The 20,102-nt window shown below is 71.8% G+C and carries 16 protein-coding genes; 6 read left to right on the top strand and 10 right to left on the bottom strand.

The genetic code is table 11. From position 1 onward, the window contains the following. Positions 1-378: 378 nt before the first annotated feature. Positions 379-1,461, top strand: a complete 1,083-nt coding sequence (locus WME73_RS50585; RefSeq protein ID WP_437914296.1) for a hypothetical protein — start codon at positions 379-381, stop codon at positions 1,459-1,461. A gap of 155 nt (positions 1,462-1,616) precedes the next feature. Here the strand turns inward: WME73_RS50585 and WME73_RS50580 are convergent, their stop codons facing one another. The 5 genes from WME73_RS50580 to WME73_RS50560 form a co-directional block, all read right to left on the bottom strand. Continuing rightward, positions 1,617-2,693, bottom strand: coding sequence for a hypothetical protein (locus WME73_RS50580; protein ID WP_437914294.1), 1,077 nt, complete (start codon positions 2,691-2,693; stop codon positions 1,617-1,619). A 256-nt stretch (positions 2,694-2,949) separates the two neighbouring features. Beyond that, on the bottom strand, positions 2,950-3,723 hold the full coding sequence (locus WME73_RS50575; protein WP_437914292.1) for a phosphoenolpyruvate--protein phosphotransferase: 774 nt from the start codon (positions 3,721-3,723) through the stop codon (positions 2,950-2,952). Between the two features lie 495 nt (positions 3,724-4,218). Continuing rightward, a complete protein-coding gene (locus WME73_RS50570; RefSeq protein ID WP_437914290.1) occupies positions 4,219-5,136 on the bottom strand; it encodes a DUF2726 domain-containing protein in 918 nt (305 codons plus the stop codon). 145 nt (positions 5,137-5,281) lie between these two features. After that, the gene (locus tag WME73_RS50565; RefSeq protein WP_437914288.1) at positions 5,282-5,773 is read right to left on the bottom strand and encodes an alanyl-tRNA editing protein; all 492 of its coding nucleotides are present in this window, start codon (positions 5,771-5,773) and stop codon (positions 5,282-5,284) included. 160 nt (positions 5,774-5,933) lie between these two features. Then, positions 5,934-7,019, bottom strand: coding sequence for a hypothetical protein (locus WME73_RS50560; RefSeq protein ID WP_437914286.1), 1,086 nt, complete (start codon positions 7,017-7,019; stop codon positions 5,934-5,936). A 157-nt stretch (positions 7,020-7,176) separates the two neighbouring features. Here WME73_RS50560 and WME73_RS50555 point away from each other — a divergent pair, with 157 nt between their 5' ends. Then, positions 7,177-9,516: a hypothetical protein gene (locus WME73_RS50555; protein WP_437914284.1), complete on the top strand. Its 2,340-nt coding sequence runs from the start codon at positions 7,177-7,179 to the stop codon at positions 9,514-9,516. On the opposite strand, the gene WME73_RS50550 is transcribed toward WME73_RS50555, so the two are convergent. Further along, positions 9,484-9,663, bottom strand: coding sequence for a hypothetical protein (locus WME73_RS50550; RefSeq protein WP_437914282.1), 180 nt, complete (start codon positions 9,661-9,663; stop codon positions 9,484-9,486). The genes WME73_RS50555 and WME73_RS50550 overlap by 33 nt on opposite strands. Positions 9,664-9,757: 94 nt before the next feature. Here WME73_RS50550 and WME73_RS50545 point away from each other — a divergent pair, with 94 nt between their 5' ends. Both WME73_RS50545 and WME73_RS50540 read left to right on the top strand, forming a co-directional pair. Continuing rightward, positions 9,758-10,921, top strand: coding sequence for an acyl-CoA dehydrogenase family protein (locus tag WME73_RS50545; RefSeq protein WP_437743431.1), 1,164 nt, complete (start codon positions 9,758-9,760; stop codon positions 10,919-10,921). Positions 10,922-11,125: 204 nt separating this feature from the next. Further along, the gene (locus tag WME73_RS50540; protein ID WP_437743430.1) at positions 11,126-12,316 is read left to right on the top strand and encodes a glycosyltransferase; all 1,191 of its coding nucleotides are present in this window, start codon (positions 11,126-11,128) and stop codon (positions 12,314-12,316) included. A gap of 76 nt (positions 12,317-12,392) precedes the next feature. Here WME73_RS50540 and chrA read toward each other — a convergent pair whose 3' ends face one another. The 3 genes from chrA to WME73_RS50525 all read right to left on the bottom strand — a co-directional run bounded on the left by chrA (position 12,393) and on the right by WME73_RS50525 (position 16,267). After that, positions 12,393-13,598, bottom strand: a complete 1,206-nt coding sequence (gene chrA, locus WME73_RS50535; protein ID WP_437914279.1) for a chromate efflux transporter — start codon at positions 13,596-13,598, stop codon at positions 12,393-12,395. Positions 13,599-13,661: 63 nt separating this feature from the next. Beyond that, complete coding sequence (locus WME73_RS50530) at positions 13,662-15,830, bottom strand: VWA domain-containing protein (protein ID WP_437914277.1); 2,169 nt, start codon at positions 15,828-15,830, stop codon at positions 13,662-13,664. A gap of 242 nt (positions 15,831-16,072) precedes the next feature. Next, positions 16,073-16,267: a DUF5522 domain-containing protein gene (locus WME73_RS50525; RefSeq protein ID WP_437530338.1), complete on the bottom strand. Its 195-nt coding sequence runs from the start codon at positions 16,265-16,267 to the stop codon at positions 16,073-16,075. A gap of 151 nt (positions 16,268-16,418) precedes the next feature. Between WME73_RS50525 and WME73_RS50520 the strand changes: the two genes are divergently transcribed. After that, positions 16,419-18,371, top strand: coding sequence for a hypothetical protein (locus WME73_RS50520; protein WP_437914275.1), 1,953 nt, complete (start codon positions 16,419-16,421; stop codon positions 18,369-18,371). Between the two features lie 59 nt (positions 18,372-18,430). Here the strand turns inward: WME73_RS50520 and efp are convergent, their stop codons facing one another. Further along, entirely contained in the window at positions 18,431-18,994 is a 564-nt protein-coding gene (gene efp, locus WME73_RS50515; RefSeq protein WP_437296963.1) for an elongation factor P, read from the bottom strand. 218 nt (positions 18,995-19,212) lie between these two features. Here efp and WME73_RS50510 point away from each other — a divergent pair, with 218 nt between their 5' ends. Next, positions 19,213-20,073, top strand: a complete 861-nt coding sequence (locus WME73_RS50510) for a tetratricopeptide repeat protein (RefSeq protein ID WP_012241841.1) — start codon at positions 19,213-19,215, stop codon at positions 20,071-20,073. Positions 20,074-20,102 lie beyond the last annotated feature (29 nt).

Here is a 20,102-nt window from a genome sequence, read left to right as displayed (position 1 = left end):
GCGGGAGCACGACGGGGACAGCTCGGGCCCTCATGAAGGACGACGCGGGCTGTCGCCTGGCGAAAGATGAGAAAAGTATCTCGGGTCTTCGTAATGCGATCGAACGGGGGTGGTCTACCCCGGGGTTGGTCTGGCGGCGTCCTGGGGTCCCCTGGTAACGTGGCCGCACTTACGGCGGCGCGCCGTCAACGGCGCCGCAGATCATGAGGAGCGGCGATGGCGGCGCGGGTGCGACGTTGGCAGCGTGGGATCGTGGCGGTTTGCTGTGCGAGCACGCTCGGGATCGGGATCGGGGTCGCGTCCGGCGGATGCGGGACACCGACGGCGTACCTGTGCCCGTGGGATGAGGACCAAGGACCCAAGGGAACGCCTTGTGAGGTGCTCGATCCCCCCGACGCCGGCGGAGCTGGCGGGTGCGGGGGTGGCGGCGATGGCGGCGATGACTGCGCGGCCGAGGACGACACGGATGTCGCCATCGCGTCCGATTTCGGCGACCTGATCCCGGCAGCAGAGGTCTGCGCAGGGCAGTGCGTACCGAAGGAGCCGCTCGGGTGGTCCGAGCCTGCGCTGCTCTGGATCGGCTCCCCCGACGGCGTGCCGAGCTGCCCTGCGACCGCGCCGATCGTCGGCTACGAGGGCTACGCGGATTTCGCGGCTCCGGCCCCGCACGAGTGCCCCGCCTGCGCATGCGACCCGCCCGAGGCGACGTGCGAGGTGCCGATGGAATGGAGGGCCTACGCCAGCTTCCCGTGTGGCGGCCCCGAGGCTCCCGCGACCTCGTTCGCTGCCCCGGATGGGTGGGACGGGACCTGCACCTCGGTGAATGCCATCGAGGCCGGACGGACCTGCGGTGGCGCCCCGTGCGTGCAGTCGCTCGCGATCCAGGCGCCTCGCGTCGTCTCCGCAGGTTGCGCACCGAGGGTCGCGGAAGCGCCGGAAGAACCCAACGAGCCCGGTGCGGCTGGAAGCTTCGCGATCGTCGCCCGGGCGTGCACCGGAAACGCGTACCCCCCGTGCGCAGATCCGGGCATGACCTGCACGCCGGCACCGCCGATCGGCGACGCCGCGCCGCCGGAAGGGTTTCTCACGTGCATCCACCGCGAGGGAGAGCATGAATGCCCCTCCACGTACCCGGACCGGCACGTCTTCTACGACGGCGCCGAGGACACCCGCGGCTGCGCGCCTTGCGGCTGCACCGAGCCCGCCGGAGCGACCTGCAGCGTCCTGGCCTCTGCGTTCAGCGACGAAGGGTGCTCGCACCTCGTTGCGGCCCAGGTGATCACGGCCGACGCCCCCTACTGCGGGACGGTCGCGACCGGCACGGCGTTCGGAAGCAAGTCGGTGAGCGTTGTCAGCCTCGATCCCGGACGATGCGAACCGTTCGGCGGCGAGCCGGTCGGCAGCATCGCGCCGACCGCGGCGGCGACGTTCTGCTGTCACCGCAGTTCTGTACCGGCCTGAGTCGGCGGCTCATTCCGGGCGCAACAGCGTCCTCGCCCGGGGGTAACGGCCGCGAGGGACGCGCCCGCGACTCCGCGCGCTGCACGCGCTCGCAACCGCCTCTTGGGAATCGCCCCAGCGGGCGCGCTTGCTCCTTGGCGAATGCGCACGGAGGTTCACAACAAAGCGACCAGGCGGAAAGCCACTGCAGGCGAGATGGGCGCTGCCTTCCACCCTGCGCCATCGATCGGTCGAAAGTGCGGCCGAAGCGTGTTGATCAAGAGGTCGCCGGTGAGCTGCCCGGCGAGGCGGGCCGAAAGTTGCACCTCCAGCCCCGCACGAAGCCCGAGCCCTGCGTAGGGCAGTGCGAACTCCCTGCCGGTGCTGTCTCTGACGTGCCACACCGCGCCTGCGGTGGCGACGGCGCAGCCGAAGAACCAATCCGCGTGACCGCACGGAACGAGCGAGCCGCTCAGCCCCGACACGCCGATGGTCCAGCCGCGGTAGGGCTCGGCATCGATCGGAAGATCCCCGCGAGCCTCCAGCGAGAGCGAGAACCTCTCCCAGCGGACGCCGGCGAACCCCGAGAACCCGACCGCCACCGACGGCGCCACGCCGGCGCCGAGGAGCACCCCGGCACCCACCTGGAGGCGCGGGCGATCCGGCGGCGGCCTCGGGCGCGGAACGGGTCGGGCCGGCGCAGCGACCGGGTGGGGCGGCTTCGAGGCCGGCGCCTTGGGCGGCGCGTCCGGCGAGACGGGTGGCGCGGCGTCTCCCGGCGCCGACGGGGGCGGCGGCCCTGAGGGCGGCGAGGTGGGAACGCTCCCCGGTGCAGGCCCTGGTGGCAGCAACGGGCGCATGACGGCGCTGAGGGCGAGGCCGATGTCCCCCACGAGCACGCCGCAGATCGGGCTCGAGAGCTCCTGGCGGCCGAGCGCCCGGCCATCGCGGTCGTGAAGCGCGATCTCTCCCTGGAACGCCGGCCCTTTGCGCCGGATGACCACCTCGATGTGCCACGCGCCGTCGCGCACGAACGGGTCGACCCCGCCGAGCTGGCTCGCGACGATCTCCCGGAGGCTCGGCTCCTCGGGGCACCCCTCGGTGTCAGGGCCCCGCGTGTAGGACAGGCGCGCGCCGCGCGGCGCGACCTGCGCGAGCGCCACGGGCGCCGCCAGGAAGAGCGATGCGGCGAGCGGCAGCGCGGCGCGGTTCATCCTCCGGATCCGGTTGCGGGCGAGGAGCGGGCCGGACATGAGCGAAGCGCCGTCATCCGTCACCTGTCGTCATCCCCACTATTTCCGGGAAGGTCCCCCGGATTGTTGCGAAATCGTGCGCCGGCGCCGAAAAAGAGTGCGCGAGGTGTACCGGCGACATCTCCCCCCAACCTGAGAGAGATGTCACCTGGAATTGGGACTGGAGCGGCGTTGCGAGGTGACCGGCGAACGGCGCCGTCCTCGGGCGATGGGTGGGATGGCCGGTCGCGTGCCGGCGGACGTGCGAGGAGCGGCGCTATCCGATCGGGTCGGGCTCGGGCTCGGCCTTCTTCCTGGCGCTGGCGGCGCGGGCCCGCTGGTCGGCGCGCCGCTCTTCCTCTGCCGCGTCCTCGTAGGGCGAGAGCAGCCGGTCCCGGAGGAGCGCGTGCGTCTCGTCCTTGTCGTCGTCGTACTCGGCATGGGCCTGGACCAGGAGCGTGCCATAGGCCTCGTGCCACGCCTCGACCGCCTTGACGGCCGGATCCGCGGCCTTCGCCTCCGTGACGCCGAGCTTCTTGCCGTACAGCTCCGTCCAGCGCTGGAGGCGGCCTACCTCGGCCGAGAGTCCGAGACGCTCGACCGCCGCCTTCACGTCCTTGCCGTCGAGCGCCTTGATCATCGCGCTCATGCGCACCCACTGCTGGGAGTAGACGAGGCGGATGAAGTCGGTGCCCGACGACAGCACCTCCGAGCGCACCAGCAGCGCGTCGCGACGGCGCGCCGCCTCGTCATCGGTCAGCGGCAGGATGTCGTCGTGATCGAACGCGCGCTCGATGCTGGCGAGCTGGCCGCTGAACGCTCCGATGCACCGGTCAGTGCCGCGATCGATCTCCACCATCGTGGCGTCAATGCTCCCGAGCGCCTCGAGGGCCTCGGTGGACGCGATGACCGACTGGACCGCTGCGTCGACCTTGGCAGCGAGCTTGATCTTCTTCGATTTCAGGGCCTCCCGGTGAGCGGCGAGCTTCGTACCTGCAACAATACACCCGCTTGGCGTGAGCCGGCGGGCGAGTAATGCGGCTTTTCCCATCAGACCTGGCTATCGGGCTGGCGATGGCCGGGCAAGGCGACAGCATGGTATCGACGCGCCGCAGCATGCCGGCCGGCGTGCCCCCACGCCCCGCCACACGCCGGCGGGCGTCCCCCCACGCGCCGCTGCATGCCGGCCGGCGTCCCCCCACGCGCCGCTGCATGCCGGCGGGCGTCCCCCCACGCCCCGCAGCATGCCGGCCGGCGTCCCCCACTCCCCGCCGCACGCCGCACCCCGCCGGGCGTCCCCCCACGCCCCGCCGGGTGGAGTCCAGCGTCGCTGGCCTTCCGAACCCCCGAGGCGCGGCCCCAATCGCGCTGAATGCCTACCGAGGATTCTCGGGCGGCTCAGTCGGGAAGACTGGGATCTGGCTGCTGCCATGTGGCCGCCGCTGGAGGCGGAGCTCTGATCAGCAAGCATGGCATTGCCCGCGGCTTCGACGGCTCCGAGATCGCCAAGAGGTCGGCAGGGCCAGTCGACAGGGGGTCGGACGGTTCAGGAACGCGAGGAGCACGCTCTGCCAACGCTATGCGAGCTCCGAAGCTCATACGTTGTCCTGAACGATCGGATCATCAGATCCACTCGCCTCATGTCGATGAGCCGAGCATCCCCGGAAAGCACGCGCTGAAGCTCGTGGTAGATGTCGAAGATCATGATCTGTTCGAGCGCATCGCCGAGCAATACCGGAAAACTTTGGTTACGCATGCCTGTTGTGACGCAAACCGCTCGGCCGTGAGTGACCTCCAGAAAGCAGATGGCATGGTAGTTGTTCTTGGAGTCGGCTCCGATGATGAAACTCGGTGCCGGTTCAAGACACTTGCCGGCCTCCGACAACGCTCGTATTTCCTGCTGGATGTCGAGCGTCAGCCATAGGGGGAATCGTCGCTTGTGATCCGACCATGTGACGAAAAAAGCTGGTTCAAACGGCTCGTCCCATGGAACGAGCCCGTTCTCTTGAGCATCCTCAAACGCCTGGGCAGCAAACCAGACGTCCACGAACCAGCTCAGCAGGTCCATGCCGCGGTACTTCTTGGTCAGGTGCCGGGAGTTGATGCGTAGGAGGGGAAACTGGAACCGCTCGCAGAGCGCGTTCTTCTTCACGTCCCGCCGCTTCTGTTCCTCGTAGTACCGGTGAGAGGCGCCATCGAACTCAACCGCGAAGAGAGGGATGCTGGCGCGGTCAACAACCACGAAGTCGAAGTGGGCCTGGAGAGCATAACGGAAGAGCTCGAATGGCAGGCCGCTACCCTCGATGGGCAGGACCTCCTTCAGTCCGACCTTGGGGCACACGCGGGCGCCGAGCCTGCTGCACGCCTCTTGAAGCCTGGCGTCGGTGACCTTCTCGTAGTCGTCGACCAGGAGCCGCTTGAACGTCGGCGGCTTCGACGCGTCCTTGGGGAAGGGGTCGGACATCCGGGGCAAGCCTACCACGGGTACGGCCGGGCAGCCTGGACCTGTGGACGAAGCCCGAGGGACGTCTACGACCCGGGCCGGTGGTCGACAGATTCACGACCCCACGCCGCAAGCTTCGGTCCGTCGAGAGGCTCATGTTCAGGAATCAGGAAGGTAGCGCGTCATAGGCGACGCGAACGCGATTCCCTTTCCTCTTGATGCTCAGGACTCGTAGAACGGAGATCTCGGACAGAGCTCGCACGTGGGTTCCACCGCAAGGTATCGGAGGGAAGTCCCCGATCTGGATCGCTCGCGAGCTGTACGGATCACCCGTCACCTTGACCTCGATGGGTTTCGACAGGAGATCTCCCAGGTGTCTCGAGAGCTCTGTGGCAAGCCCATCAACGCAGCAAGCCTCCGCCTGCCCTTCGAACTCGACGCGCGCTTCTCCTGGCCACTGATGACCGGCCACGGCGGTCAATCCATGCTGAAGACTTTCCACCAGCCCGGCGATCAGGTGCCCGGACGAATGGTAGACCGAATTCAGCCTCCGCCAGGCGGAGTCGACTGCGAAGCCGTAGGTTCCCCCGACGGACAGGCCCGCGAGCGAGTCCACGAAATGGTCCACCATGCCGCCATTGTGAGCCACATGCAGCACGCGCGCTGGACCCATGGTGCCTCGATCGGATTTTTGACCGCCCCCCTGAGGGTGGAACCAGGTCTCAGCCACTCGGACGACGGGGCTCTCACCTGCGATGAGCTCTGAGACGACAACATTCCCTGTCGCATCGGCGCGCTCTAGATAGACCTTTTTTGTACTAGACTCCATCTCCCCTGCACCTCGCCCCCCTTGGTGTCCTCTCTGCCATTTCCGAACCAACCGCGAGCGTGCGGACGGCGCCCGCGCTAGGCTCGGCCGCCGCCCCGGGCAGCCACGCGGACAGGAGACCCGAGCGCGAGCGAAGGATGCGTCGTCCCCGATCCCCCCTCTCCCCCCGATCCGTCATCCCCGCCCTGCTCGTACCGCTCGCCTGCGGCGCGGGCGCATGCTCCGGCGGCTCCCTGCGGGACGCGCCCGCACAGACCGGCACCGCGGCGCACGCGCCCGACACAAGCCTGGCCCCGGCCCCCGCCTCGGAGAGCGCGCCCTCCATGGGCCCCGCCGCGACCGCCTTGGCGAGCGTGGCTCCTCCCGGCCGCACGCCGCTCGGCACCGCGACGGTGGAGCCGCTCCCGTTCACGATCGAGCCGTCGCTCGACCGCCGCTCGGTGCTGCTCCTCTCCAAGCTGTCGTCGGATCGCGCCGGCTGGGTCAGGCGGCTCGACGCTGCCACCGGCGAGCTCGGACCGCCGCACCTGCTCCTCGACGAGGACCTCGCCGGCGCCCACGCCTCCCCGGACGGGACCACCACCCTGCTCACCTCGCAGGGCGGCGAGCTCTGCGTGACGGCCATCCTCCCCGGCGAGGCCTCGGCCGCATCGCGCACGTGCGCCCCGATCCGAGCGCACGCGATGGCCGCCGTGGGCGAGCGCGTCGCGCTGCTCGAGCTCGCCGAAACCGCGCCGCGCGGCAGCTCCGCGACGCCGGCCCAGCGCGCCGCGCGCGAGCGCTCCGCCGCGGCGAAGCCCGCGCGCAAGGCCCCCGGCCGCAAGGCGACGGTGGCGAAGCCGAAGCCGCCGGCAAAGGCCGCCGGCGCGAGCGGCAAGGCCACGCGGAAGAAGCGCGGCGAGCGCCACGGGCGCGACGGTCGGCCCGCGAAGACCGCGCGCCCCGCGCCCCGGCCGAAGCGGCCGGACCCGTTGCCCGAGGTCGAGGTGCGGCTCCGCTGGGTCTCGCCGTCCGAAGGGATCGCGGCCACGTCGTCCCCCACCGGGCTGCGCTTCCGGCCGCCGCTCGACGGCATGGGGCTGATCGACGCAGGTGGGCGGCCAGGCGCGATCGATCTCTTATTTTACGCGGCGAGCTCGAAGAAAACGAGCACGTCGTGGCTCGGGAGCGCGCAGATCGCCATCGCCTCGCTCGGCGAGGACGGCAAGCTCGATCCGGGCCGGCGCGCCGTCGTGGTCGAGGGCGACCTCGAGTACGGCGCGCTGCGCGGCCACCAGGATCCGCGCCTCGTGACGGCGAGCGCAGGCGCCGTGGTCGTCGACGTCACCGGCCGCAACGGGGCCTGCCAGGCGACGCGCGTCGCGCCCTCGCTCCAGCGGCTTGTCGCCGGCGCCGCGCCCAGGGCGGTCTGCTCCGTGGATCCGGCGCGCCTCGCGGACGCGACCCCGGTCACGCCGGCCGAGATCGGCGCGCTCGAGCGCATCGCCGCGAGCGGCGCCCGGCGCGCCGCGGGGCAGCCGGGGTACGATCCGGGGCTCGCCGCGTGGGCGGGAGATCGCGCGTACTTCCAGACGATCTCCGGCGGGCTCTTCTCGGCCTCGCGCGCCGACGGGCAGCCGCGCCGGGAGCCGGACCCATTCCCGGCGCGGCGCGCGCGCATCGCGTGGGGCGCGCTCGCGACGGACGGCGAGGGGCTCGCCTTCGCCGCGGGGCAGCTCCACCGGCTCGACGCGCGCGCCCTGGTCACCGCGGCGGCGGCGCCGGAGAGCCTCGGCGCAGCGCCGGCAGGCGCCGCCGGCGGCGCGCCGGGCACGCCGATCGGCGAGCCGGAGCGCCCCACCGACAGGCGGCGCGCCGCGCGCATCGGGTCGTCCTGGTGGCTCGCGAGGACCGACGTGGCGCGGCTCCTGCCCGAACCGCTCGTGGTGCCCGCGCTGCGGGGGCGCGCGCACGAGGACAGCACGGCGCTCGTCGGCGGGCACGAGCGCGGGCTCTTCCTCGAGGTGCTCGGCGACAGGCTCCAGATCACCGGGATCGACGCCTCGGGCGCGCTCACCGGGCTCGGCGCTCAGGGCGGGCTCGCGCCCGTCGCGCCCGGCGCGCCCGACCCCGACGCCGCACGCCGCGCGCCGCCCGCCCTCGCCATCGCGTCGCCGGTGCGCGCGGGGTTCGACGCATGCGAGCGCCGCGGCGGCGGCGCCATCGTCGCCGGCGTGAGCGCCGCGGATCCGCGCAAGGTCGTGGCGCTCTCGATCGACGCGCTCGGCCGGCCCGGCGCGGCGCGCGTGACCTCGCTGCCGATCGCCGAGGGCGACCTCGCGGTGCGGCTCGTCGCCCTTCCCGAGGGGGGCGCGCTGCTCAGCGACGCGGCCCGGCGCCACGTGGTGTGGCTGGACGACGAAGGCGTCGAGCTCGCGTCGCAGCCCTGGCCGGCCGACGACACCGGCGCGCTCTGCGTCGACGGGCAGCCCGCGCGGCGCGCGGTCCCGACCCCGGCGCCCGGCGCCTTCGTGACCGTCCCGGAGCTCGCGGCGCCAGGCGCCTGCGTGGTGGGCGATGCGGTCTGGGCCTCCGACGGCAGCCTGCGGTGGTTCGGGAGCGCCGTGAGCGGCCTCGACGCGCAGGCCGAAGCCGGCGTCGCTCGCCCCGCGCTGCCCGCGAGCGCGGGCGCGGCGCGCTCGGCCGCAGGAGAGCCCGCGGAGGCGCCCGCCGCCGCGCTGCCGGGCGCGCCCGCGTGTCCGGCGGACATGGTGGCCATCGACGGCGGCCGCTTCTGCGTCGATCGCTTCGAGGCGATGCTCGTCGACGGCGCCACCGGACAGGCGCTCTCGCCCGACTACCCGTCGACCCCGAACCTGCTCGAGCTCACCCTCGCCGACTGGTCGACCGGCCTGCGGCGGATCGGCGACGTCCACGCGCGCGCCTTCCCCCTGCCGCTCCTCGCCGCCTGGCAGCGCGGCCGGGCGATCGCCGCCCTTGCCCGCTCGCGGTCGGGGGTGCGGCCGAGCGGCTACGTGACCGGCCTCGTGGCCGAGAGCGCCTGCGCCGCGGCCGGCAAGCGGCTCTGCTCGGTCGAGGAGTTCGTCACGGCGTGCCGGGGCGAGGACGACACGCTCTACCCGTACGGCGACACGTTCGAGGAGGGCGCGTGCAATGTCTACCGGCCGGCGCACCCCGCCGCGCTGCTCCACGGCAATGCGTCGATTGGCCACCTGGATCCCCGGCTGAACCGCGTGCGCAGCGCCCGGGAGCCGCTGCTCCGGGAGACGGGCGGGAGCCCGCGGTGCAGGAGCCGCTGGGGCAGCGACGCGGTCTACGATCTCGTGGGCAACCTCGACGAGTGGGTGAACGAGCCGGGCGGAGCGTTCGCCGGCGGCTTCTACGCGCGCTCGACCCGCGCAGGCTGCGAGGCCCTCATCACGGCCCACCCGAGGAGCTACCTCGATTACTCGACCGGCGTCCGGTGCTGCCAGGACGGGCCCTCGCCCCCGGCGACAGCGACGGACGCGCCGCCGGGCGCCCCGGCCGCTCCCGCCGGCTCAGAGCCGCGGCCGCCCGGGCATCTGCCGTAACATCCCCGTCACGGCGAAGGCGGCGGAGATCACGAGGAGCGCGGGGGTCCACGGGTGCACGGTCAGCACACCGACCACGGCGAGCAGCCAGGTCAGCAGCGAGAGCAGCACCACGCTCCAGAGCACCACATCGGTCCAGCTTCTCATTCGTGCCCCTTTCGATGAGGTCCGTCCGGGGATGAGGCGAACGGCGTGCCACCCCATCGCTGATGCGCGGCCGCGCGTGCTACGTTGGGCCGCGATGAGCGCGTCATCCTCCGCAATGGCAGGCGATCTGGAAAACCCGACGGAAGAGCACCGGATGCTGCGGCAGATGGTGAGGGATTTCGCCCGTGAGGTCGTCGAGCCGCAGGCCGACGAGCACGACCGGAGCGCCACCCTGAACGTCCCCCTGATGCGGCGGCTCGGCGAGCTCGGCCTGCTCGGCGTGACCGTGCCCTCGGAGCACGGGGGCGCGGGCATGGACGCGGTCGCCGCGGTGATCGTCCACCACGAGCTCGCGAAGAGCGATCCCGGGTTCACGCTCGCGTACCTCGCCCACGCGATGTTGTTCGTGAACAACCTCTTCCACGCCGGCAATGACGAGCAGCGCGCGCGGTACCTGCCGAAGGTGCTGTCCGGCGAGTGGATCGGCGCGATGGGCATGACCGAGCCGACGAGCGGGACAGACGTCCTCGGCATGAAGACGTTCGCCCGGCGCGACGGCGATCGGTACATCCTGAAGGGGCGCAAAGCGCTCATCACGAACGCCCCGGAGGCCCAGATCTTCCTGGTCTATGCGACCATCGAGGGCCGGGTCACGACCTTCGTTGTGGAGCGGGGGTTCCCCGGGTTCTCGACCGACGAGAAGACCCCGAAGATGGGAATGCGGGGGAGCACGATGAGCGAGCTCCTCTTCGACGACTGCGTCGTGCCCGCCTGGAACGTCCTGGGCCCGGAGGGGGGCGGCATCCGCAACATGATGAGGAACCTGGAGCTGGAGCGCCTCACGCTCGCGGCCATGAGCCTGGGTATCGCGGACCGCTGTCTGGAGATCATGATCCAGTACGCCGGAGAGCGGAGGAGCTTCGGCAAGCCCATCGCCGAGCACGGGCAGATCCAGCGCTACATCGCGGAGAGCTACGCCAAGACCGAGGCGGCGCGCGCCCTCATCTACGCGGTGGCGCGCAACGTCAGCCCCGAGCGGAGAAACCGGCTCGGGACGGACGCGGCAAAGCTCTTCGCCGCGCCGGTGGGCAAGGAGGTGGCCGACAACGCCATGCAGGTGCTCGGCGGCTGGGGCTACTGCACCGAGTACAAGGTGGAGCGGTTCTTCCGTGACGCCAAGCTGCTCGAGATCGGCGGCGGCACGCTCGAGTCGCACCAGAAGAACATCACGCGCGAGCTGATAGGCCGCATCAGCTGACGCTGCCCGGCCGCGCCGATGGGCTCGCGTGGCCTCGGCGCGCGTGTGTCGGCGACGGATCTCACGTACCACCCCGAGTTCGTACCGGCCATCACGGTGTGTCGTGGGCGATGAGGGGCTGTCACGCCTCGGTTGCGAAAAGTCAGCGCTGGGTTTGCGGTCCGGCCATCGAGACGCCACGCGGTTCGATCAGCATGGCCATCCATGGATTGGGGAGATCTGGCGACGGTCGCGCCGACGGCGCTGTCATCCATCATCTACGCGACGATCCAGACCTCCTTCCTCTGGAGGATGGCGCGGCACCGGCTCGTGGCGCCGGTCGAAGCGTCGCGGCCGTGCGGGGCGACCCCGTTCGTCAGCATCCTCAAGCCCGTCGCGGGCGTCGACGACGGGCTCGCCGACAACCTCGAATCCTTCGCCCGGCTCGATTACCCCTGTTACGAGATCGTCTTCGGCGTGGCCTCGAGAGAAGACCGGGCGGTGCCGGTGATCCAGGCCTTCCTCGCGGCGCACCCCGAGCTGAACGCGCGGCTCTGCCTGACGGATCCGAGCGAGGCGTTGAACCCGAAGGTGGCGCAGCTCCTTGAGCTCGAGCGCAGGGCCGAGGGCAGCGTCCTCGTCATCTCGGACGCGAACGTGTGTGTCCGTCCGGACTACCTCCGCTCGCTGCTGTCGATCTTGATGCGGCCGGGCGTGGGGCTCGTCTCGAGCGTCGTCGTGGGCACGGGGGAGCGGACGCTCGGCGCGGTGGTCGAGAACGCGCAGCTCGGGGCGTTCATCGCGCCCGGGGTCGTCGCCGCCGCCGAGCTCGCGGGGCGGTCGATCAGCGTGGGCAAATCGATGGCGATGCGGCGGGTCGATCTCGCGCGGGTGGGAGGGTTCGAGAGCGTGGCCCACGTGCTGGCGGAGGACGACATGCTCGGACAGCGCTTCAGCGCGCACGGGTTCGTGGTCGATCTCTGCCTGGATCCGATCGAGAACCGCAACACGAGCGGCTCTCTCACGCGCATGCTGGATCGACACACCCGCTGGGCGAAGATGCGGCGCACGCTCGTTCCGCGCTGCTTCGCGGCGGAGCCGTTCAACTCGCCGCTGCTCATCGCGTGGCTCACATTGCTTCTCAACCCGACGGGCCTCGCGCTGGAGATGTGGCTGTTCGCCTGGACGCTCCAGAGCCTGGGGACGTTCCTGGCCCTGAAGATGCTGCGCCCGGCGCGCTCCAACCTGGCGCTGGTGGCGGTGGAGCCGCTCCGGACGCTGTGCTGGTTCTTCTGCTGGCTGAACGCGTATTCGAACCGGCGGGTCGCCTGGCGGGGCAACGCGTTCCACATCGGGCCCGGGACGGCGCTGGTGGCCGCGGAGGAGCCGTCTTCCTTGCGATCACCCGCCAGGTAGCGGGGGCGAGGGATCCCGGGCTGCTCCCCGGGCGCGGGCACGGCGAGGAGGGGCCGGAGCAGCGAGGAGCGCCGGCTCAGACGTGAACCGACGCGACGCCGATGACGGCGCCGGCCAGGATGAGCCAGAGCGAGCTCACGCGGTACCGGATGAGCAGGAGCGCTGCCGCGATGGCCAGAGCGCCCGTGAGCCAATCGACCACCGCCGCGCGGGCGAGGCGGAACGAGACGACCGCCATCAGGGCGAGCGACGCCGCGTTGACGCCGTCGAGGAAGGCCGAGGCCACGGGGGAACGGCGGACGCGGGGGATCAGGGGTCCGCTCAGCGCGACGAAGAAGAACGCAGGAAGAAAGATGCCCGCCGTGGCGACCAGCGCGCCCGGGACGCGGCCCAGGAGATAGCCGATGAAGGTGGCCGCCGTGAAGACGGGGCCGGGCGTCACCTGGCCGACCGCCACCGCGTCGAGCAGCTGCGCCTCCGTCATCCACCGGTATCGCTCGACGAGATCCGCGCGGAGAAACGCGAGGAGCACATACCCACTCCCGAAGAGGACCGAGCCCACCTTGGCGAAGAACAGGAACAGCGGCAGGAGCCCGAACGGCACGCTCACCGCCGCCGCGGCCGTCGCGGCGGCGCCGCTGGCGAGCGGGACGGCGAGCGGGACGGCGACGGCGGCCGCGCCGGGAGGCGGACCCGCGGGGCGCCCGGCCGCCAGCCGGTGCGACACGGCGAGCGCGCCCGCGCCGGCCAGGACCGCGAGCTCGTGGATCCCGAAGAGGCTCGCGCCCGCGCAGAGCGCCGCGAGGCCGAGCGAGCGCCGCGAGCGCAGCCCGGCGCGGCCGAGGCCCCAGAGCGCCTGGGCCACGACCGCGATGATCACCGGCTTCACCCCGTAGAGGAGCGCCGACATCTCCGGCACCGCGCCGAACCGGACATAGGCCCACGCGAACCCGAGCGTGATGAGCGCCGCCGGCACGATGAAGCACCCTCCGGCCACGAGCAGGCCCGCCCAGCCGGCCCGGCGATGCCCGATGTGGATCGCGAGCTCGGTCGAGCTGGGTCCCGGGATGAGGTTCGTGGCACCATAGAGATCGAGGAAGTCCTCGCGCGTCATCCAGCCGCGCCGGCGGACCACCTCGTCCTCCATCATGGCGACATGGGCCGCGGGGCCGCCGAAGGCCGTGGCGCCCAGCCGGAAGAAGAGCCGCGCGAGCCCCCAGAGCGCCGCGCCGCGGGCCTCCCCGGACGTCGGCGCCCCCTCGATGCCAGAGTCTTTGCTCATGATACGTGCCGCGTGAAACAGGCCTCGCCGGGCCTCCAGGGAGCCGCGAGCGCCGGATGCTCATCAGTCGATGGGGGGCACCGGGATCTCCGGCGGGACGAGGAAGAAGACCTTGCGGGTGCTGAGCGTGGTCACGCCGTCGCCGGTGACGACGATGTTCGCCGTGAACACCTGCGGCTCCGTCGTCGGAGGCACCGAGACGTTGGTCTTCGGAATCACGTCGAAGCAGACCGTGGGCCCGGGGAACACGTTGGTATAGGTATCCGCGACGCCATCGACGTTCTTGTCGATGACCCTGAAGCCGGTGGTGCAGGGCTCAGGAGCGCTGTTGTTCGCGATGATCCTGTCGATGAACGCGCTCGCGGCGTCGACCGCGTCGGTCTCGTCCGCCACCGCCGCCGCCGAGATGTCGAGCGTGACATAGGTCGTGAGCACCTTGATCGCCTGCACGACGGCCAGGTTCAGCCCGTCGCCGCTGCTGGCGACCCGGAACACGAGCGGGCATTTGCCGCTCTCGATCGTCACGCCGCTCCCGTTCTCGCCGACGCAGCACTGTCCCACCGCGCACCGCGGCGGGCGCATGCCCTCCGGTCCCCACGCCGCCGGCGGGACCACCGAGCCCGTCGCCACCGCGCCGGCCGTCAGGTCGGCTTGCGCCTCGACAGAGCTGGAGGCGACCATGCCGATGAGCCGGCCTCCCACGCCCGTCACCGCCTGCAGCGCCTCCGAATGGGTCGGCGACTCCACCCTGGACCTGGCGTAGTTGTGCTGCACGAACGTCCCGTTGTGGCTCGGCGTGTCGGTGATCATCACCACGATGGGCAGCGAGCCGAAGCGGAAGCCCACGCCACCGATGGTCCCGACCGTCTCGCCCGCCGGGGTCATGCCCGGCGGAGCGCTCAGCGGATTGAACATGGGCACGTCGGCGCCGCCCTCGTTCGTGCCCGCCCCGGTGGCGATCTGATAAAGAGCCTCCCAGCCGCTCTCCGGGATATCGCCGCCGGCCTCGGCCTTGAGGTAGTTCACCGCGTCCTGCACCGACTCGCGCCCTGCCGGCGTGAGGACGCTCATCACCCGGTGCTCCAGGTAGAACGGCTGGTCTTTGGGGCCCCCGTAGGAGTCGATCGGGAAGTCCTTGTACTGAGTCACCCCGATGCCGATGTTCGGGATCTCCTCGGCGAGCTGATCGATCATCTCCTGGAGCGCGCCCTTCAGATGAGTGATCTGGCCGCCCATGGTCGCGGTGGTATCCATCGCGAACACCACGTCGGCCTGCGAGATGTTGGTCGAGAAATCCAGCGTGTCCTGCGCGGGATCCGGGCGGCTCTGATAAGGCACGATGAACACGAAATCCCCGCTGGCCCGCGGGTTGTCCAGGTCGTCGTTCGGGTCCGTGCCGGCGGCCTGCTCGATGAGATCGTTCACGCCGTCCTCGTCCGTGTCCTCGCTCGCGGTGCTGGACTCGCCCGGGTCGAGCACGCCGTCGCAATTGAGGTCCTCGAGCTCGTCGAGCAGGCTGTCGTTGTCGCTGTCCAGGTCGAGGAAATCGCCCCCGCCGTCCTTGTCGCTGTCGCTGGGCGGCTGCTCGGGCTCGCCGTCGCCGCGCTCGATCGAATCGGGCCGGCAGTCACCGTCCGAGTCGAGATCTCGAAACGCCGGGATCCCGTCGCCGTCGGCGTCGAACTCTCTCTCGAACCGATCCAGGATGTCGTCGTCGTCGGAGTCCCTGTCACGGAAATCAGGCCAGCTGTCGCCGTCGGTGTTCACCGGATCGAGCGGGTCCGACCCGAGCTCGACAACATCCAGGAGGCCGTCGCCGTCATCGTCGAGATCCACATAATCGGCGGTTCCATCGCGGTCGCGGTCGCTGTCGCCGTCGTCCTCGTCGGGTAGCCCATTGTTGTCGGAGTCCTCGTCGCGGTAATCAGGCACCCCGTCGCCGTCGCTGTCACGCGGCTCCGCTTCGCCTGGGAAGGGAGCGCCCTCGATCTTGTCGGACAACCCGTCGCCGTCGGAGTCGGTGTCCTCGAAATCCGGCTGACTGTCGCGATCCGTATCGACCGCATCGCCGCGCCCCTCCTCCGCATCGCTGATCCCATCGCCATCCGTGTCGACGCTCGGCAGCCCCGCCGGCGTCTCGTCGGGCGGCGGCCTGTTCGCCGACGTGGCGTCGCAGCCGATCGGCACGGAGAGCAAGAGGCAGCAGAGCAGAGGGTGAAGACTGCGACGCATAGGAGCTCCCGCGCGAATGTGGGCGCGAAATCCTAGACGCTCCACGCAATCCGGATCAACCGACATTCCATGGTGCGCCGGGGCTCTCCGCCCGTCATCAACCGCAGACGGATTGCCGCCCGCGGCCACCGCGGAACGCCGGCGCGCGCGTGCGCAGCAGCTTCTGCGATACCGTCACAGCGGCGCGTTGCATGGCGCCGCTCGCCGCGATCCGCCGCGGAGGCTCGACCTCTGCACCGGGGTCAGGGGAGCTTCAGCCGAGGCAGCGCGACGGTGATCGACTCTGCCGGCGCCTTCTCCCGGTAAGGGCAGTGGCGGCACTTGGAATTACAGCAGTATCCCCGTTTCAGGTGATACGCCTCTGTAAAAACCACCCGGCCTCCCTCGAGGTAATAGTCTTCGCCTTCGACGGCCCTGGGAGGCTTCGGCCCGCTCATCTACGCTCGATCAAGCTACGCCGAAAGGCGCACCGGCGCCATCCGGCGCGCGGGCGGTTGGATGGCGCGCCGGCCCCACGACGCCCGCCCGCCGCCCGTGCTACTCCTGCGCCGCCCGCCGCACACCGGTGCGCCGCCGGGTCCGCCCGCGATGCCCGATCGATCCTGCTCGAAGCTCCTCCGCGCCCTGCTCCCGCTCCTCGCCGCCGCCGGCTGCGATGGCTGCCCGAGCTCCAGGCCGTACACGCCCTACACGCTCGGCTCGGCGGCGCCCTCCGGCTCCCCGCCCCCGCTGAGCGGCGTCGGCCCTGGCGCGGCGACCGCCGGCCCCGAGGCCGACGCCGGCGCTCCGGACGCCGCCGCGCCTCGGTTCGCGGTCGTGCCGAGCGTCCCGGCGCCAGAAGGCGGCAAGCGATGGCCCCTCGAGGGCGGCCCCGTGGCCGCGGCGCCGACCGGGCGCACGTTCGAGACCGGGCTCCTCCTCGACGTCGACGGGGACGGCGCGCGCGATCTCGTCGCCTGGGCGCGGTCGCCCGACGGCCTGCGCGGCGAGCTCCTGCTCGCGCCCGCCGCGCGGCCGCAGGCGCTGCGCACGCTCGCCGCGCTCCCCGGCGATCTCGACGCGCAGGGGTGCACTCCGCGCGTCGGCCTCAGCCAGATCGGGCCCTCCGCGCTCGCCTTCGATTTCGCCCCGCAGTGCGGCGGCGCTCACCGCGGCGCCGCGGGTACGGGCCCCACGCGCTGGATCGCCGTGATCCGCCTCCCCGGGCCCGCCGCGGGCGCGGGCGCGCCGCCGGAGCTCGCCCTGGAGCTCCGCCTCCGCGCGCCGCCTGCGGAGGAAGCGCTCTCCGCCTCCCTTGAGGTCGCCGACCGCGACGCGGACGGCCGCGACGACCTCATCGTCTCGGTCGGCCTCGCCGGCGCCCTGCGCCCGTTCCCTGCCCCGGCGGGCCCAGCGTCCGAGGTCCGCGCCCCGCTCGTCTTCCTGGATCGCCCCGCCGGCCTCTCGCGCGACGCGGCCCAGCCCGGCGAGGCGCTGCGCGCCCTCGCCGCCTCCCTGCTCCGGGACGCGCGCGGCAAGTCGACGGCGCCGGCCGTGGCCGCCTCCGCCCAGCGGCTGCGCCGGTTCCACGCCGCCCTCTGCGCCGACGCCGAAAGCGGCGCCGGAGCGACCACCGGCCGCGACGCCGCGCGCGCCGGCGAGGCCCTCGTCTGGACGGGCCCTGGCCCGGTGCGCTGCGGCGAGCCGCGGCTCGCGGCCGCCATCGACCACGCGGAGGCGGTGGCGGCGTCCACGCGGGGCGCGCCGATCGCGGCCATCGCGGCGCTCGACCGGGGCGGCGCCGAGGCGCGCACCAAGGAGGACGGCAAGCTCCTCGCGAAGCTCGCGCCGCCGGCGACCGCCGCCGCCGTGTACCGCACCGCCGCTGCCCCGCAGCCGACCAGGACCGGCGCCTTCGGCCCGCTCGCGTTCGAGGCGAGCGGCGCCCTGCTCGTCAGGACCGCGCAGGGCGTCGTCCGCGTCGACCCGGCCACGTCCACCGAGTCCGCGACGGACATCCCTCCCTGGCCCGCCGCCGTCCACGCCGGGCCCGCGGAGCTCGTCGCCGTCGAGCGGCGCTGCGACGCGCCCACCTTGCTCGCGCTCTTCCGCAGCTCGCCCGATGCCGTCGGCGAGATGCAGGTCCCGCTCCCGCTGCTCCGCGGCCAGGGGCCTCGCTCCCGGCCCGGCGCGGCCGCGCCCGAGCGCTGCGCCGGGACGGAGCGCCTGCCGTTCGTCCCGCTCGCCGCGTCCGAGCGCGGCTTCGACATCGCCCTCGGCGCCGCGCTGATCTCGATCGACCTGCGGGCGGCCGCGCCGGCCTCGTCCGCGCTGTCGTTCCCGCTCACGACGCCCGCGCCTCAGGGCGCGGCGCGGTCGCCGGACGGCGCCACGCTGGCGATCCCCGCCGCCGGCGGGCTCCTCGTGGCGACCGCGGGCGGCGCCGCGCGCCTCTGGACGGGCGGCGACCTCGCGCAGGCGACGGCGTGCGCGCCGGCCAACGGAGGAGCCCGCGTCGCGTGCGTCGCCGGCGCGGCCGCCGTGATCTTCGAGGCGAAGTGACCCTCGGCGGCCGTGGGCGCGCCCCGCCCCCGGAGGGTCAGCCGAGCGTCAGCCGGGGCTCAGCCCTTGTTGACGCGCTCCAGGTACTTGCCGTCGGTCGTGTCGATCTTGATCCACTCGCCCTCCTTCACGAAGAGCGGGACGTTGACGGTCGCGCCGGTCGACACCGTGGCGGGCTTGGTGGCGCCGCTCGCCGTGTCGCCCTTGACGCCCGGCTCGCTGCTCACGATCTGGAGCACCACGTGCGGGGGCATGCTGACGCCGATCGGTAGCCCGTTGAACAGGGTCACGTCGATCGACATCCCGTCGCTCAGCCACTTGGAGTCATCGCCGATCTTGTCGCCGGGGACCGTGAGCTGCTCGCCGGTCGCCGCGTCCATGAACACGAAGTCGGTGCCCTCCGGATAGATGTACTGGAGGCTGCGCTCCTCCACGTCCGCCGGCTCCAGCTTCTCGCCCGATTTGTACGTGCGCTCGAGCACCGCGCCCGTCGCCATGTTCCGGATCTTGACGCGGGTGAACGCCTGCCCCTTTCCCGGCTTGACGAACTGGAAGTCGATGACCGAGTAGGGCTGGCCGTCGACCATAAACTTGAGGCCTTTTCGGATGTCGCTTGTGTCCATGGGGAGAGCTTCCTGGTAGCGTAAGGGCGGCCTGTCGGCGAGGCCGGGGATCCGCGTCCGCGGCACCCTGGCGCGGCTCGGGGGTCCGCGTTCGCGGCCCCTTCCACGGGTCGGGGGTCCGCGTTCGCGGCCCCCGTCTACAGGTCGGGGGTCCGCGTTCGCGGCCCCCTTAGCACGAGCACAGCCTCCTGCACAGGGCACGGTTTCAGGACCTGAAAATGCACGACTTCGACGACGAGCTCAGGGAGATCAAGCGTGAGATCGTGGAATCCCGTGGGCTCATCATCAAGACGAACAACCTCACGAACGCCCTCGCCGCGGATCTGAAGAGCATCTCCAAGCGCCAGATGGCGTACGAGCGGCGCGCCTTCTGGAACAGCGCGAGCGCGAACCTGCTCTTCGTGATCGTGGTGATCGGCGTGGTCAAGCTCGCCTGGGACGCACGCGTGGACGCCGTCCAGGCCGAGACCAAGGGCGCGCGCGACCGCATCGCGAAGCATGAGGCCGATCTCAAGGAGATGCAGCAGCGGAGCGACGCGCGCGCCAAGGCCGAGAGCGACGCCGCGGCGTTCTACGAGCTCATCCGTGCCGAGCGGCGACAGGAGGTGATCGAGGGCTTCGAGGCGCTGCGCAAGGCGCCGCTCACCCGCGCCGAGCTCGCGTTCTTCTCGGACTCGGTCGACAAGTCGCGCTCGGAGCTCTCGATCAAATCGTACCAGACGGGCCTCGATCACATGCGGACGGGCCGCTGGCACGAGGCCGCGGTCGCCTTCGAGGACGCCATCCGGCAGAAGGAGACGGCGTCGCACACCCCGTCGGCCCGCCTCAACCTGGCGCGCGCCTACCGCAGGCTGAACCGGCAGCGCGACGCGATTCCGCTGCTCATGACGCTCTCCGAGGCGTCGCCCGATCGGGAGGTCATGGATGACGCGACCTTCCTCCTCGCCGAGTGCCTCCTCGACATCCAGGCCTGGAACGACGCGAAGACGACGTTGCGGTCGTTCATCCGCCGCTTCCCGGACAGCGCGTACATCAACGACGCGCGCCTCGCGCTGGCCGACGTCTCGCTCCGGCACTGACGCGCGCCGCCACGACCGGCCGGCGCCCC

This window comes from Sorangium sp. So ce302, assembly GCF_051530145.1.
Classification (GTDB): Bacteria; Myxococcota_A; Polyangia; order Polyangiales; family Polyangiaceae; genus Sorangium; species Sorangium cellulosum_B.
Note: the sequence above shows the minus strand (reverse complement) of the source record. Positions and strands in the feature narration are given on the sequence as shown.